Annotated in this window: 12 protein-coding genes; 7 read left to right on the forward strand and 5 right to left on the reverse strand. The window is 46.9% G+C overall.

The features are described from left to right. The first annotated feature begins 40 nt into the window (after window positions 1-40). Complete coding sequence (locus DW800_RS19020; RefSeq protein WP_119958275.1) at window positions 41-937, forward strand: CPBP family intramembrane glutamic endopeptidase; 897 nt, start codon at window positions 41-43, stop codon at window positions 935-937. A 74-nt stretch (window positions 938-1011) separates the two neighbouring features. Here the strand turns inward: DW800_RS19020 and DW800_RS19025 are convergent, their stop codons facing one another. Beyond that, window positions 1012-3147, reverse strand: coding sequence for a Tex family protein (locus DW800_RS19025; RefSeq protein ID WP_117703621.1), 2136 nt, complete (start codon window positions 3145-3147; stop codon window positions 1012-1014). A gap of 119 nt (window positions 3148-3266) precedes the next feature. Between DW800_RS19025 and DW800_RS19030 the strand changes: the two genes are divergently transcribed. From DW800_RS19030 to DW800_RS19055, 6 genes are all read left to right on the forward strand, one after another. Next, entirely contained in the window at window positions 3267-5177 is a 1911-nt protein-coding gene (locus DW800_RS19030; protein ID WP_117703622.1) for a sensor histidine kinase, read from the forward strand. A gap of 26 nt (window positions 5178-5203) precedes the next feature. Further along, window positions 5204-6949 carry a bifunctional metallophosphatase/5'-nucleotidase gene (locus DW800_RS19035; protein ID WP_057088204.1) on the forward strand — a complete coding sequence of 582 codons (1746 nt, stop codon included), beginning with the start codon at window positions 5204-5206 and terminating at the stop codon, window positions 6947-6949. Between the two features lie 45 nt (window positions 6950-6994). After that, a complete protein-coding gene (locus DW800_RS19040) occupies window positions 6995-7333 on the forward strand; it encodes a hypothetical protein (RefSeq protein ID WP_009036859.1) in 339 nt (112 codons plus the stop codon). A 151-nt stretch (window positions 7334-7484) separates the two neighbouring features. Beyond that, entirely contained in the window at window positions 7485-9809 is a 2325-nt protein-coding gene (locus tag DW800_RS19045; protein WP_117703623.1) for a TonB-dependent receptor, read from the forward strand. A 74-nt stretch (window positions 9810-9883) separates the two neighbouring features. Then, a complete protein-coding gene (locus DW800_RS19050) occupies window positions 9884-10762 on the forward strand; it encodes a helix-turn-helix domain-containing protein (protein ID WP_005836102.1) in 879 nt (292 codons plus the stop codon). 62 nt (window positions 10763-10824) lie between these two features. Next, a complete protein-coding gene (locus DW800_RS19055) occupies window positions 10825-11586 on the forward strand; it encodes a creatininase family protein (protein ID WP_057281815.1) in 762 nt (253 codons plus the stop codon). Window positions 11587-11773: 187 nt separating this feature from the next. Here the strand turns inward: DW800_RS19055 and DW800_RS19060 are convergent, their stop codons facing one another. From DW800_RS19060 to DW800_RS19075, 4 genes are read right to left on the reverse strand one after another with little or no spacing between them, the layout of a single operon-like run. After that, entirely contained in the window at window positions 11774-12196 is a 423-nt protein-coding gene (locus DW800_RS19060; protein ID WP_057281816.1) for a BT0820 family HAD-type phosphatase, read from the reverse strand. 39 nt (window positions 12197-12235) lie between these two features. After that, window positions 12236-13540, reverse strand: a complete 1305-nt coding sequence (locus DW800_RS19065) for a carboxypeptidase-like regulatory domain-containing protein (protein ID WP_207814340.1) — start codon at window positions 13538-13540, stop codon at window positions 12236-12238. A 41-nt stretch (window positions 13541-13581) separates the two neighbouring features. Further along, window positions 13582-14829, reverse strand: a complete 1248-nt coding sequence (locus DW800_RS19070; RefSeq protein ID WP_117703625.1) for a YjbH domain-containing protein — start codon at window positions 14827-14829, stop codon at window positions 13582-13584. Window positions 14830-14856: 27 nt separating this feature from the next. Then, window positions 14857-15558, reverse strand: a complete 702-nt coding sequence (locus DW800_RS19075) for a YjbH domain-containing protein (RefSeq protein ID WP_181979440.1) — start codon at window positions 15556-15558, stop codon at window positions 14857-14859. Window positions 15559-16075: the final 517 nt, after the last annotated feature.

Raw genomic sequence — 16075 nt, forward strand, 5'->3', positions numbered from 1 at the left:
ATTATTATTTTTGTCGGATATTAATCAAAATGAGATACAAATGGAGACGGAAGAAACGGTGAAGGAAGAGTGTGTTGCTATGAGTAAAACAAAACGTATTTGGCTGGCATTCGTTGATATAGTACTGTTTACTGTACTTTTTATGATTTTTCTGTTTTTGTTTGCCATACCTTTTGCGATTGCTTTCCCTGAGTTGAAGACACAAGCTGGTGGGATGAGCGTCTATTTAATGATGTTGAATGAAGTCTTGATGTTGGCCAGTGGGCTTATTGCCGCTTGTATGGTGCTGGGCTTCAGGAAGCTTCCTTTTTCGAGCTTGGGCTTGTCTTTGAAGGGATGGGGCAGAAGCCTGCTGAACGGAGCTTTGTTTGTCGTGTTCTTGTATGTAGTTGGTTTTGGCTTGTCTTTATTGTTGGGGGCTGTGGAAGTGGCAGGGGTCTTGTTTTCTCCCATTTCGTTGTTGTCGAGTCTTTTGCTTTATTTTTTAGTGGCAGTTACGGAAGAAGTTATTGGACGCGGTTTCATTTTAGGGCGTATGCTGGATGGAGGCGTCAATAAGTTTGTGGCATTGCTTATCTCTGCGGTGTTATTTTCGTTGATGCATCTTTTCAATCCCAGCTTTGCCTTCGTCCCGTTTTTGAATATCATGCTGGCGGGTTGTTTCTTGGGAGCTTCCTATATATACACGCGTAACCTCTGTTTCCCCATTGCCTTGCATTGGTTCTGGAACTGGATTCAAGGTTCTGTTTTGGGATATAAAGTCAGTGGAAATGAATTTAGCAATAAGAATCTGCTGATTCTTCACTTTCCGGAAGAAAATCTGATAAATGGAGGAACTTTCGGGTTCGAAGGCTCTATTCTGTGTTCACTACTTTTAGTGCTTGGTACAGTAATTATCTTAAGACACTATTATAAGGGATTAGTGATTAGGGATTAATGATTAATACGGAAACCATTAACCACTAACCATTAACCACTAACCATTAATCACTAATCCCTAATCCCTAATCACTAATTCTGTTCCACTCCTTTCATTGTCAGCTGTATGCGTTTCCGGTCCATATCTATGCTGAGTACCTTTACGCGTATATGTTGATGAATGGACACTACTTCATTAGGGTCTGATATGAATCTGTCGGCGAGTTGGGAGAGGTGTACCAGTCCGTTTTCCTTGATGCCTATATCGACAAATGCGCCGAAGTTGGTGATGTTTCCTACGATGCCGGGCAATTCCATGCCTTCGCGCAGGTCGCTGATGGTGCGCACGTTCTTATCAAATTCAAATATTTTTATCGGTCCGCGTGGGTCACGTCCGGGCTTGTCCAGCTCTTGCAGGATGTCTTTCAGTGTCGGCATGCCCACGGTGGGGGAGAGGTAGCGTTCCGGATTAATCTTCAGACGCAGCTCCCGGTTGGCTATCAGCTCGGCTACGCTGCAACCCAAGTCCTTTGCCATTTGTTCTACGATGCAATAGCTTTCCGGGTGTACGGCAGTATTGTCCAGCGGATTCTTTGCCTGCGGAATGCGTAGGAAGCCGGCACATTGCTCAAACGCCTTGGCACCCATACGAGGTACTTTCATCAGTTCCTTGCGCGAGGTGAAGGCACCGTTTTCGGCGCGATAGTTCACAATGTTCTGTGCCAGTTGCGGACCCAATCCCGAGATGTAGGTCAGTAGATGGCTGCTTGCGGTGTTCAGGTTGACACCTACCAAGTTTACACAGTTTTCTACGGTCTGGTCCAGTGATTTTTTCAGCTTGGTTTGGTCCACATCATGCTGGTATTGCCCCACACCAATAGATTTCGGGTCAATCTTTACCAACTCTGCCAGCGGGTCCATCAGTCGTCTGCCTATGGACACAGCACCGCGTACGGTGACGTCGTAGTCGGGAAACTCGTCCCGTGCAATTTTAGAGGCCGAATAGATGGAAGCTCCCTGCTCGCTGACGATGAATATCTGTATGTCGCGGTTGAAGCGCTGATGTTTCAAGAACTCCTCCGTCTCGCGGCTGGCAGTTCCGTTACCTATGGCTACGGCATCTATCTTATAAGACTCTATCATCATTTGCAGCTTGGCAAATGCCTCTTTCTGCTTGCTGACCGGAGGGTGGGGGTAGATGTTCTCATTGTGGAGCAGATTTCCTTGTGCATCGAGGCACACAACTTTACAACCCGTACGAAATCCGGGGTCTATACCCATCACACGCTTTTGCCCCAGTGGTGAAGCCAGCAACAACTGACGGAGGTTTTCGGCAAATACCTTGATGGCTTCCTCATCAGCACGTTCCTTACTTTGCGTGGCGAATTCCGTCTCTATGGATGGCTTCAATAGGCGTTTGTAGGAATCCTGCACGGCTTCCGCCACTTGCTGTCCGCAGGGGTTGTTGCTCCGCACGAATTGGCGTTCCAGCCGTTCCACGCACTCCTCATCGTCTGGGCTGATGCTGACTTTCAGCAGGCCTTCCGCTTCGGCACGCCGGATGGCGAGCAGGCGGTGGGAGCTGCATCGCTTCAACGATTCGGAGCAATCGAAGTAGTCGCGGTATTTGGTCGCTTCCTCTTCTTTGCCTTTCACCACCTTGGCGGTCAGTGTGCCTTGGCGGGCAAATGCGTTGCGCACGCTGTTTCGGGCACGTTCGTCTTCGCTAACATGCTCGGCTATGATGTCACGGGCACCTTTCAGTGCATCTTCCACGTTCTTCACGTCTCCTTTCACGTAACTGGCGGCGCGTTCCTCCGGATGAGGTTCACGTTGCAGCATCAGCAAGGTGGCGAGGGGTTCCAGTCCTTTTTGGCGGGCTGCTTCGGCACGTGTTTTCCGTTTGGGTTTGTAGGGAAGGTAGATATCCTCCAGTAGGGTGTTGTCCCAGGTCTCCTCGATACGCTTCTGAAGTTCGGCGGTCAGTTTGCCTTGTTCCTGTATGGTGTTGAGGATGGTTTCTTTACGTTTGGCTGTTTCGCTCAGCTTTTCGTAGTGGGTCTTTATGGATTCAATCTGCACTTCGTCCAGTCCTCCCGTCACTTCCTTTCGGTAGCGGCTGATGAAAGGAATTGTCGCTCCATCTTCCAGCAGGCCGAGGGTCTGGCTTATTTGTCTTTCTGATATGCCGAGAGCGGCAGATATCATTTGATGAAAATCTTGTATCATTTTGTATCTCATTTTATAATAGGTGCCAAAAGTACAAAAAACAATTGTTGTTTTTTCTTTAGGTTCCAACTTTTATCTATATTTGTCAAAGCTATGGAGCAATTAAACGAATCAATCAATTGAAACACATATATCGTACAATATTACCATGCGTGGTAGCGCTTTTCTGCTGCCTTTTGCCTGCTTTCTCGATTACGGGAGAGCATCCGGTATTGATTATCAGTTCCTATAATCCGGATGCCGGTCGGACTTCCAGCAATATCTCTGACTTTATGGAGGAATTCCAACGTTTAGGAGGGACGAATACCGTTGCATTGGAAAACATGAATTGCAAAAGTTTTTCCGAAGCTCCTTTTTGGGAAAAGAGAATGGCAGGGCTATTATCCAAATACCAGAATGATAAAAGTCCGGCATTGATTGTTCTTATTGGGCAGGAAGCTTGGGCTGCCTACCTTTCTTTGGAAGACTCAGTACGCGGCAATACTCCGGTAGTGAGTGCGCTATCCAGCCGGAACGCCATATTGTTGCCGGGAGATACCATCGATTTGAAGACTTGGATGCCTGAATCCGTAGATTTTTTCACGGATTTTCCGGATTCACCTATCAAGGCCGGCTTCGTTTATGAGTATGATGTGGAGGCGAATATCAACATGGTAAAGCAGATGTATCCTGACACCGAGAATATCGCTTTTATATCAGACAACAGTTATGGTGGTGTTGCTATGCAAGCTTATGTAGTGAAGGAAATGAAGAAATTTCCCGAATTGGATCTGATACTGCTTGACGGACGTGTCAATACAATATATACTATTTGTGATAGGTTGCATGAACTGCCGGAACATACGGCAGTATTAATGGGGACGTGGCGCGTGGATATGAATGATGGCTATTTTATGCGTAATGCTACTTATGCCATGATGGAAGCTGCTCCAGCCTTGCCCACATTCTCTTTGAGTTCTGCCGGTTTGGGATACTGGGCTGTGGCAGGCATCGTTCCTGCCTACCGTGCTTTGGGCAAGGAGATGGCAAGGCAATCTTATCGTCTGCTGACTGACCCGCAGGATGGGAATACTCATATGGAAGTCATTCCGAATGAGACCATACTGGACGGCAAGCTCGTGAAGGAAAAGAAACTGAATATCGCCGGCCTTCCGCAGCCGGTAAAGATGCTGAACGTAACCCCTTCTTTCTACGAACAGTACAAGTATCATATCTGGTCTGTCGGTGCTGTTCTGTTGGTGCTGTTGGGCGGTTTGTTCGTTTCCCTTTACTTTTATTATCATACAAAGAAGTTGAAGGATGAACTGGAGGTATCCGAGGGTGCCTTGCGCGAAGCAAAAGACCGTGCCGAAGAATCCAGCCGTCTGAAGAGTGCTTTCCTTGCCAATATGAGCCACGAAATCCGTACGCCATTGAATGCGATTGTGGGCTTCTCGGACGTGCTGTCTGCCGGAGGAGCCTCGGAAGAAGAACAGCGTGGCTATTTCGAGATTATTAGGACCAACTCTGATTTGCTGCTTCGGTTGATTAATGACATATTGGATGTGTCCCGTTTGGAGGCCGACCGCGTCATCCTTTCTTTGGAGAGCTGCAATGTAGTGCAGATATGCCAGCAGGTAGTAGCTTCCGTGGCCCAGGCACGCAGGTCGACCAATCAATTCTTATTTGAGTGTGAACGTGAGGTAGTGGAGATGCGGACGGATGTGCAGCGTTTACAGCAGGTTGTGATAAATCTGCTTTCCAATGCGGACAAGTTTACAAAAGAAGGTACGATAACCTTGAAGCTGGAGCTGGATACGGCGAGGAATGTTGCAGTATTCTCGGTGACTGACACCGGTTGCGGCATTCCATTGGACAAACAGAAACGGGTGTTCGAACGTTTCGAGAAGCTGAACGAATATGTGCAGGGAACCGGCTTGGGCTTGTCCATCTGTAAGCTGACCGTTGAGAAGTGGGGCGGCGAGATTTGGATAGATCCTGCCTATACGGATGGAGCGCGGTTTATGTTTACCCATCCTATGAACTTATAAGAACCGACAAGAAATAAGGAAATATAATGAAAAGATTTAGTTGTTTTTTTATCTGGATTTTTGTCCTGACAAGCATACTGCCTGCGCAGGAAAGAGAGGTGAAACTGAAAGTCGTACAGACCAGTGATATACACGGAAATTACTATCCCTACGACTTTATACGCCGCCGGGAGGCAACCGGCAGTCTGGCACGTGTGCATGCTTTGGTGCAAAAAGAACGTGAGGCTTATGGCAAAAATCTGATTCTCTTGGACAATGGTGACATTCTGCAGGGACAGCCCACAGCCTATTATTATAATTACATAGATACCGTTGCCCCTCATCTGGCAGCGGAGATGATGAATTTCATGGGGTATAATGCCGGCAATATGGGTAACCATGACGTAGAGACCGGCCGTACCGTTTTCGACCGTTGGGCAGGTGACTGCCGTTTTCCGATATTGGGTGCCAATATTGTGGATACTGCTACCGGAGAAACCCATTTCAAACCCTATGAGGTGCTGGAACGTGACGGAGTGAAAATTGTGGTTCTCGGTATGATAACTCCTGCCATTCCTGTATGGCTTTCAGAGAATCTGTGGAAAGGGTTGCGTTTCGACGATATGGAGGAGACTGCCCGCAAATGGATGAAGATTATCCGTGAGCAGGAAAAGCCTGATTTGGTTATCGGTATGTTCCATGCCGGCCAGGATGCCCAGCTGATGGGAGGCAAGTATCGCGAAAACGCTTCCGTAGAAGTGGCGTGCAACGTGCCGGGATTCGATATTGTCCTAATGGGGCACGACCATGCGCGCGAATGCAAGAGGGTGTGCAACATAGCCGGTGACTCGGTACTGGTGATGGACCCTGCCAGCAACGGTGCCGTTGTGAGTAATGTGGATATAACCTTGAAATTGCGTGACGGCAAGGTTGTTGGCAAGAAGATAGACGGCATACTGTCCGATACGAAAGACTACGGCATCAGCGAAGAGTTCATGCAACGCTTTGCCCCCGAAAATGAAGCTGTGCAGAATTTTGTTTCCAAGAAGATAGGTTCCTTTACCGAGACCATCTCCACACGTCCTGCCTATTTCGGTTCTTCCGCTTTTATAGACCTTATCCATGAGTTGCAGTTGGCAATCAGCGGAGCGGATATTTCTTTTGCGGCTCCTTTGTCCTATGATACGGAAATCCGTAAAGGAGACATTTTTGTGAACGATATGTTCAATCTGTATAAGTACGAAAATATGCTTTACACCATGCGTTTGACGGGAAAGGAGATACGCGATGCCTTGGAGATGTCGTATGATTTGTGGACCAATCGGATGAAGTCTCCGGACGACCATATCCTGCTCTTCCGTGAGAAACGTCGCGAAGGTGCTACGGATAGGGCCTCATTCAAAAATTTCAGTTTCAACTTCGATTCTGCGGCGGGTATTATCTACACGGTGGATGTGACCAAGCCGGATGGGGAGAAGGTAACCATTCTCAGCATGGCAGACGGTACCCCGTTCGATATGGATAAAATGTATAAGGTAGCGGTGAATTCTTATCGCGGAAACGGTGGCGGCGAATTGCTGACAAAGGGTTCCGGCATCTCGCAGGATGAATTGAAGGAGCGCATCATCCACTCTACGGATAAGGACTTACGCTATTATCTGATGCAGTACATCGAGCGAAAGAAGGTGATTGAACCGCGTGCGCTGAATCAGTGGAAGTTTATTCCCGAAGAATGGGTGGCTCCGGCTTCCATGCGTGATTATGAGTTCTTGTTTGGCAAAGTTAAAGAATAATTCACTATCTTTGCGGCTCAGAATCTATAATGTAAGTTTTTGGACGTGAAGCAGAAGAAAAAAATTATAGGCGCATTGAGCTTGCTGGTACTGTTTATCATGTACCAGGCAAGCATCACCGCGTTCACTCACGTCCATTATGTGAATGGGGTGATGATAACGCACTCGCACCCTTTTCATGGCACACACTCTCACTCCCAGACTTCCCTTCTGGTCATCGGGCATTTGTCGGCATTCTACTCTTCCGGAGTGGATGTGTATGAGGTTCAGCACCCGATGCGTCCTTTGCTGGCCATGCTCAGAGCCAAACCGGCAACGCCTACTGTAAAGGGGGAAGTTATACGTACTCTTTCCCTTCGCGCTCCTCCCGCTCTTTTTTCATAGTCATTAGGTTTAAAAACGCCTGGATTTTTTGCATGTAGATACCAGGTGTTTTAGTCTCGAATGTCCGGTATTTCAGTGAAAGAAGTGCGGCATTGCGGATTATTATCTTTTTTCAGACTTGAATTATTTTTTTATTTAGAGCGCTAATTTGATGAAACAATACATTTTGGCGTTGGTACTTGCAGTGGTAAGTGCCAGCGTAGCTTTTGCCGTAAATCCTATAAAGGAAGGCAATATGATTTCCGGCCATGTGATAGTGAAAGGTACGGAGGAAAATATACCGTATGCTACGGTTTTGATTATCGGCAGCGGTCAGGGAACGGTTTCTAATGAAGAAGGACAATTTGAGTTCCGCAAGCTTCCGGCGGGAAAATACAAGCTCCGTGTGTCTGCCGTGGGCTATAAGACCCAAGAGAAGGAAGTGACGGTGAGCAAGGACTTTACTGCCGTCATACATTTCCCGATGGAAGAGGAGAGTTTTATGACCGATGAAGTGGTGGTATCTGCCAACCGCAACGAGGTAAGCCGCAAGGCAGCTCCGGTAGTCGTGAATGTGATGAGTACCAAATTGTTCGAGATGGTCAACTCCACCGACCTTGCCAAGACACTGAACTACCAGTCGGGCTTGCGTGTGGAGAACAACTGCCAGAACTGTGGTTTCCCCCAGGTGCGCATCAATGGCTTGGAAGGTCCGTATTCGCAGATATTGATAAACAGCCGTCCCATCATCAGTGCATTGAGCGGTGTGTACGGACTGGAGCAAATCCCCGTGAACATGATTGAACGGGTAGAAGTGGTGCGTGGTGGAGGCTCTGCCTTGTTTGGAGCTAATGCTGTGGGAGGCACCATCAACATCATAACCAAAGATCCCATCAACAATTCCTTCCAGGTATCGAGTATGTTCTCCAATATGGACGGCAAGTCCTGGGAGCAATATATGGGTGGCAATGTATCGCTGGTTGCCAAAGATAACTCCTACGGCATTGCCCTTTATGAGAGTTACCGCAACCGTAACCCCTACGACCGCGATGGCGATGGCTTTTCCGAGCTGGGCAAGCTGAACATGAATACCTTCGGTTTCCGCGCCTATTACCGTCCTACGCATTTCAGCCGCATCAATCTGGAATACCATACCACTAACGAACTTCGTCGTGGAGGTAATAAATTTGATTTGCAGCCGCATGAGACGGACATCACCGAGCAGACCAAGCATATCATCAATAGCGGAGGCGTGAGCTATGATTTGTTCTGGAAAGAGTACAAGCATAAGATTTCGGCTTACACCTCCATCCAGCACACCGACCGCAACAGCTACTATGGTGCCCAAAAGAACATGAATGCCTACGGCAAGACGAAAGACCTGACCTGGGTTGCCGGCGGCATGTACGTGGGCAATATGGACAACTGCTTCTTTGCTCCCGCTACCTTCACCGGCGGACTGGAATATCAGAACAACTCCCTGCATGACATTATGACCGGCTATCATCGTGACATGGAGCAGGATGTCCGCATTGCCAGTGCTTTCGTGCAGAATGAGTGGAAAATGAATGTACTGACCATGTTGGTCGGCGCCCGTCTGGACAAGCACAACCTGATTGACAAGCTTATTTTCAGTCCTCGCGTCAACCTGCTCTACAAGCCGACAGATGATTTTCAGGCACGCTTGACTTATTCTACCGGTTTCCGTGCTCCGCAGGCATACGATGAGGACTTGCACGTAACGGCAGTAGGAGGTAAGGGTGTCCAAATCAAACTGTCCGACAATCTGCGTGAAGAGCGTTCCAACAGTTACAGCGGTTCGGTAGACTGGACTGCCCATTTGGGGCACTGGCAGGCAAACATTCTGGTGGAAGGTTTCTATACAGACCTGCGCCATGTCTTTGTGCTCGAAGATATCGGCAAGAACGAAGTAGGGGATGTTATTAAGGAGCGCCGCAACGGAAACGGTGCACGTGTATATGGTGCCAATCTGGATGCGAGGATTGCCCATGGTAAGGAGGCGCAGTTCCAACTCGGATTTACGGCACAGCGCAGCCGCTATACCCATGAGGAAGCTTGGACAAAGGTGGACGGAAAAGACCTTACCACTAAGCGCATGCCCCGTACACCGGATTATTACGGGTACTTCACTTTCTCTTCCGCACCGGTAAAGAATTTTGATTTCTCTCTTTCCGGCACTTATACGGGAAAGATGATTGTTCCGCACTACGCACCGGAAGATGCTCCCGAGGGTGCCTTCTGTAATATCACTTCAGACCGCATGGAGCATACTCCCCAATTTCTGGATCTGAATGTGAAGTTGAACTATACGTTTGTGCTTCACGACCATATCAAGCTTCAGTTGAATACGGGTGTACAGAATATCTTTAACAGTTTCCAGAAAGACCTGGATAAAGGGGAATTCCGCGATGCGGGTTATTTCTACGGACCGACGCAGCCGAGAACCTTTTTTATCGGTTTCAAGATAATGAACTAAAAGTTTCCATTTAAGAATTTTTAGAGCTAAATTCCGCAAAATAGTCCTACATTTGTCGCCAAAGCACAAAAACCATGGATACTAAGAGAATACGGAATGTAGACATTTCCCAGATACATCATTTGCCGATGATTGATTTCATCGGCAATGATTTTGCTATTTTTAATGACATCAAGGATATGCCTTTGAGCTCTTATCCCACCCGTTTGAATGCTGCTTGCCTGACTGTCTGCTTGAAAGGGTGGTGCAAACTGGAACTCAACCTGCAGCAATGTGAAATGCGGGAAGGTATGTTGGGTATTATTCTTCCCGACCAGATTGTTCTGCAACGCGAGCGTTCCGATGATTTTTCCGGTCTTTTCATTGCCGTCTCAAGGGATTTTATGGATATGGTGATACCTACCATGCAACAGCTTTTCCCTATGTTTTTCATGATTAAGGAGCGGCCCTTCGTTCACATCACTCCGGAGGAATCCCAATCGTTTCAGGAGTATCACTCTTTTCTTTGGAGCAAGGTGAAGCTGAAAGACAATCCTTTCCGTAAGGAAATCACTCAGGGGTTGCTGTTGGCCCTTTTTTATGAGATATATAATATCTATCAAGGACATGTCATCCAGGAACGCATTCCCAAAAGCAGGAAGGAAGACTTGTTCGAGCGCTTTATCCGTGCTATTTCCGAGTCCTATAAGGAAGAGCGCAGTGTGTCCTACTATGCTGATAAGATGTTCCTCACTGCCAAGCACCTTTCCACCGTAGTGAAGGAAATCAGCGGAAAGACGGCGGGCGAATGGATTGACAGTCTCGTCGTTTTGGAAGCCAAAGCCTTGTTGAAGTCTTCCGAGCTGAGCATTCAGGAAATTGCAGACGAGCTGCACTTTGCCAACCAGTCGTTCTTTGGCAAGTATTTCAAGCATCACACTGGCATGTCACCTAAAGAATATCGCCGGCAATAGGTTCAATGTGACGGAATAATGTTTATTTTTGCGGTAAAGATTTACCCCCAAAATAAACTATCATGGAAAAAAGAGAAATTGACCTTACTGTTTCCTGCTATGGAAAGGTGAAAGGAGTGAAGTATGACGTTGTCATCCTACCTTGGGGAGCTACGGAGCCCCATAATCTGCATCTGCCTTATCTCACTGATTGTATTCTGCCGCATGATATTGCCGTAGATGCGGCTGCACTGGCTTTGCAGAATTCCGGTGTACGCTGTATGGTGATGCCTCCCGTACCTTTCGGTGCACACAATCCGGGGCAGCGCGAACTTCCGTTCTGCATCCATACCCGCTATTCCACCCAGCAGGCCATTCTGGAAGACATAGTTGCCTCCCTCTATGCACAAGGCATGCGTAAGCTGATTATTCTCAGCGGTCATGGCGGCAACAACTTCAAGGGAATGATTCGTGACCTGGCGTTTGTGTATCCCGATTTTCTGATTATCGCTGCCGACTGGTTCAGCATCGTCCCTCCCAAAGACTACTTTGAGGCTGTTGTCGACGACCATGCCGGCGAGTCTGAGACTTCCGTCATGATGCATTACCATCCCGAGCTGGTGAATTTGGATGAGGCCGGTGACGGGGAATCCAAACCGTTTGCCATTCCTTCCTTGAATGAAAAGGTTGGCTGGGCTCCTCGCCATTGGGATAAGGCTACAGTCGACAGCGGGGTAGGGAACCCCAAAAAAGCTTCTGCCGAGAAAGGAGAACGTTATATGAAACCGGTGGTGGAGAAGTTGTCGAAGCTCTTTACGGAAGTCGGTCAAGGAAGTCTGTATTGATGTACTTGGCTTCCGGCTATATATAAAAATAGGCAATAACCATTGTGGATATTGCCTATTTTTTTAGTGCACCCTAAAAACTAATCTCTTTACTCTTATAAAAACTAATCTTTCTCTATTTCGAGTACAAAATTAGAAGGTTTTTGCGGGTTATGAATTGACATAAGTCAAAAATCTCATTCGGATATTATTTTTTCAAACGTGCCCAAAAGCCCTTCTTTTTCTGCCGGACTGGTTCACTGTTTTCGCGAAACAGTTCTTCGTAGGTCAGCCCGTCATGCACCATGCGGTAGATGCTTCCCCAGTCAGGCAGTCCGCCCAGGTTGCGGTCATCGATAAAGAGATCGGCTTTTACTTTGCGTGAAAAACCGATGTGTGCGATGTCTTCTTCCGGATAGTCCCGGTTGACGGCATAGAATTCCACACCCCGTTCCCTGCACCATTCCACAGCTTCCTCCAGGAGTTTCCCTTCACGTACCGACCATAAAATCAGCCGGTGACGCTCGTTTATCAGCATCTTCAGCGTAGCGGTGGCAAAGGGAATTTCTTCTCCTATCTGGGGATAGCGGTGTTCTACAATGGTACCGTCAAAATCAACGGCTATGGTCATAAATGAATAGCTTTTATTGGTTTCAGACTGTGGAAAAAATTATCCTTGACCGCCTGTGGTGCCGCCGGAGTGCTGGCTGACCGGATTGTTTGAATATTCTTCCTGATGTCCCGTGTAGCTTTTCAGCTCTACTTTTACGTCTTTGCTCTGGTTGCCTACCACTACTTTAAAGGTATATGTCTTCACGCGTACCATGCGCTTGCTGCCATACAGCAGTACATGGTTGCCACTGACACTTGCAGTCAGCTTTTGTTCAATTTCATAAGAACCGTTCGTACCTCCCTCTTCAGTTTCAATGTAGTTGTTGATGTATGTGGCCAGTGCATCGGATGCTCCTGCAGCTTTCAGCGCTTCAGCCGGAGAAACGGTATAGTCCCATCCGTTCTTGATTTTAAGGGTCAGGATGATGTTTTCCAGCGCATCGTAATCTCTGTTCTCAATCTTGATTACCTCGGCTTTTCCATTCACTTCGTTGTAGCCGTCTGCTACACTGGCGGCAGCTTGTTTGGTAAATTTCACTCTAGGTGAATATTTGCCGGCTATCTTCTCGCCTTGCGGAATGGTAATGATGTAATTGTTATTGTTGAATCCTACGGTTTTAGCAGCGGCTCTGGTTGCAGGCGCCTCGCTGGATTCCACTTCCATGTTTTCCGGATCAAAATAGCCCAGGTTGGCATCAGTCGACGGATTGGGAATGGCAATGATGATATCTTCCTTGGCAACAGCGTCAGCCGGCTCTGTCTTGATGGCTACGTTATTTACAGAAGCCTTTGATGCTTCCGGTTGTGTGGAAGTTGCCGGATTGGCCTCACGTGCCTCTTCAAACACGACGGCTGCAATCTTGGTGTTTTCTTCCGTACCTCCGGTGGGTATGTTGATGGTGGCGGCATTCTCCTTTTCCGGATTTTCTATTTTCGGAGTCTCAATGGTGCTTCCGTCAGCCTCCTGCATCTCGCCGAATTCTATGGTTGTTGACATTTTTACATTTACCACCATCAAGCTGTGGTTGGCTGTTCCGTCTGTAAATTCTGCTGTGGCCTCGTAGTCATCATGTCCTTCAGCTGTTACGGTGAGCGTGTAGATGCCGGTTTTGTTCACAGTCAGTGAGTATACGCCTTTTGCATCGGTTGTGGCAGAGTATTCGCCGCTTTTTACGGTGGCTCCTGACAATGGACCGTTGGCATCGGTAATGGTACCTGCAATGTAGTAGGCTGTTTGACTTCTTAGCGGGTCTTCCACTTCTTCATACTTCTTGTCGTCATCGTGGCAAGATGTAAGGACTGTTGTGCTGAAGGTTATTGCAAACATCAATGCACCTCCTAAAAATAAACTTTTCTTTTTCATAATTTTCGTCATTTGATAAAACTAATCTGTTTAAATTATACTTATTTCGATTTTTCTTTTTGCAGTTCCTTTATAAGGAAATAGCGTATATAGTCCGGCTGGTAGAAGTTGCTGCTTCGGTTTTCGTTAGGGCGTGTACTGTAACTTTTTCCCAGTTGTTTTTCTATGTACTCTCCATCTGCCACCATGCCGTATGCCCATGCAAAGTAGTCAGCCGGTTTTACTCTGAAGAATCCTTTTCTACTCCATTTTTTTCCCGGCAGGGGGATGGCAAAATGAAATCCTCCGTTTATCTCTCCGTCTGTACAAAGGGCATACAAGCCGATGGCATACTCTCCGAAGTGCCGCGTACAGTCTCCTCTCACTCCATAATCACCGTAAATATATCTTCCTGCTTTCAAGTCGAACTGCAAGTTGAGGCGTGGTTCGTAGTACGAAGCATTCAGTGAGGCATTGATACGCTGTTTTCTGCCTATATACCAGCCGTCTTCCCGGGTGATGGCGGAGAAACCGGTGGAGCCTGCCGTTCCGCCCAGTTCCCAGCGTCCGTTGTTTGTACGGTATTTTATTTCCAGTTGTGCACCATATCTGTTGTTGGTGAAGTTACCCACCGTCATTTTCCCGAAGATGTTGTGCCTGAAGCGTACATCCTGCGATAGAGCTATGATTCCCGGTCTTATCCGTTTCATCTCTCCACTCAGATTGGTGGCTACGGGCAGTATCACTTGTGCGGTCATTTTCCCACCTTTCCATAGAGCCATTTCCACTGCCGGATTCAGGTTGATGGCATATGTATACAGTTCGTCAAACGTATTGTTCTCCAAAAACAAATCGGGGTATATCACCAAATCCACCTTCCAGGCAGACGGCACTTCTTCCTGACCGGCATTTTTCAATGCCTTCATGGCAGGATCCGTATCTACTGTAATCCCCATTTGCTGATATACTTGTGTCAGGCTAATTTCTCCGTTTCTGTATGCTGCCGTCAGTGTATCCGGCAGATTGATGCAAAGCCTGGGAATCCGGTTTTCCAGTACCACCAATTGCAAATCGCCCTTTGTCTCGCTTCCCAAGCAGGCATCTATGGCTTTGCCCACTCCGGTGTAGGTACTTCTATATACGTTGTTCTCAAAACTTACAGTGGTTACCCCTGGGGTCTGTGCACATTGTATATTTTCCATTCCGATGGCTTTCAGGCTCTCTGTCACTTGAGCATCTGCCATTGCAGAAATGCCACAGAACCATACTGCCAGTATCCACTTCAAACTGTTTTTTCTCTTGTTTTTCATCCTATTCTCCAATCCCTAATCCCTCTCTTAGTGCAACAACCTGCATTCATACCGTATTCCTCCCGATATGCTGTTGAATTCTCTGGTAAACACATGGATGGAGAAATGCTTCCATAATCTGGCGGCGGCTCCCACATTGAAACCTTCCGAATCATATTCGGCCATGACAGTCATTTCCCGGCAGAAAGTAGGAGAGTAGCTGATACCTCCGAAAGGACCGTCCTTTATGCTGTGATCATTCAGTGGGATGTAGTAGCCTGCTGTCACAGCAAGACGGTCACCTTGGGCAATGGAGAAGCCTTTGGTAAGAGCGCCGTAGACAGTGGCAAAATAGTTTGTTCCGGTATTTTTGAAGGGGTCGTCTACACCTATTACTAGACTTGGCCGGTATTTCCCTTCTTTCAATGGTCGTATACGTGCAGTCATCGACCGGTCTTGCTGGAAATATCCTCTTTTCCCGTCATATCGTCTGGTTTTCAATAATGTGCACCGATAACTTAATTCCACAAACGAGAGGAAGGTCATATTCACGAAATAATTTCCGGTATTGAAGTTGAACGGTGTCATGCCGTCCGGCAGATAATTACCACCTCCCATAAAGGTGCCGGCTTCCTGCATGTCTGCTGTGGGGATATTCAGTTGCCCGGTATTCCCCATGGAGTATTGCGCTTGTGCTTTGAGGACACAGCACAATAGGCAACAGACCATAAGTCCTTGTCTAAATTTCATACTAATTTTTGATTTTGGAGCGTTGTTGTCTGAAGAGTTTAAAGTACGCTACGCTACTGCCTGCCACATGGGGGAAGAGGTTCGTGGTGGCGTATAGATTACAAAACGTGGCAAAGTTACGTCAAATATATCTGATATACAAGAAAAATGGGGGAAAATTATATATCCTATACTAGTAGTAATATTCTTTGCTTTGTTATTTTATATAATGGACTAATCAAGGATAATGAAGTAAGACTTTTTTGTTGAAGTGTAATGTTATAGCAGCATTTTATGGATAATATGATAGCATCTCATATAAGTGTCCAATCATAAACTGTTTTCCAAAATAGTGATACTCTACTCTGAAAATGAGTATATAAAAACTAGCCATAATAAGAAAGGGGGATATGATGGAGATTTGGTATAGTTCATTGTAAAGTTGGAAAATTTATTTTAGACTAATAATTACAGAGTAGTTACTTCTTTATATAATTACATTAGTGTCCACTAAAAAATCATAGTCGTTCTTTGAAAT

This window comes from Bacteroides sp. AM32-11AC (assembly GCF_003603515.1).
In the GTDB taxonomy this organism is placed as follows: domain Bacteria; phylum Bacteroidota; class Bacteroidia; order Bacteroidales; family Bacteroidaceae; genus Bacteroides; species Bacteroides uniformis.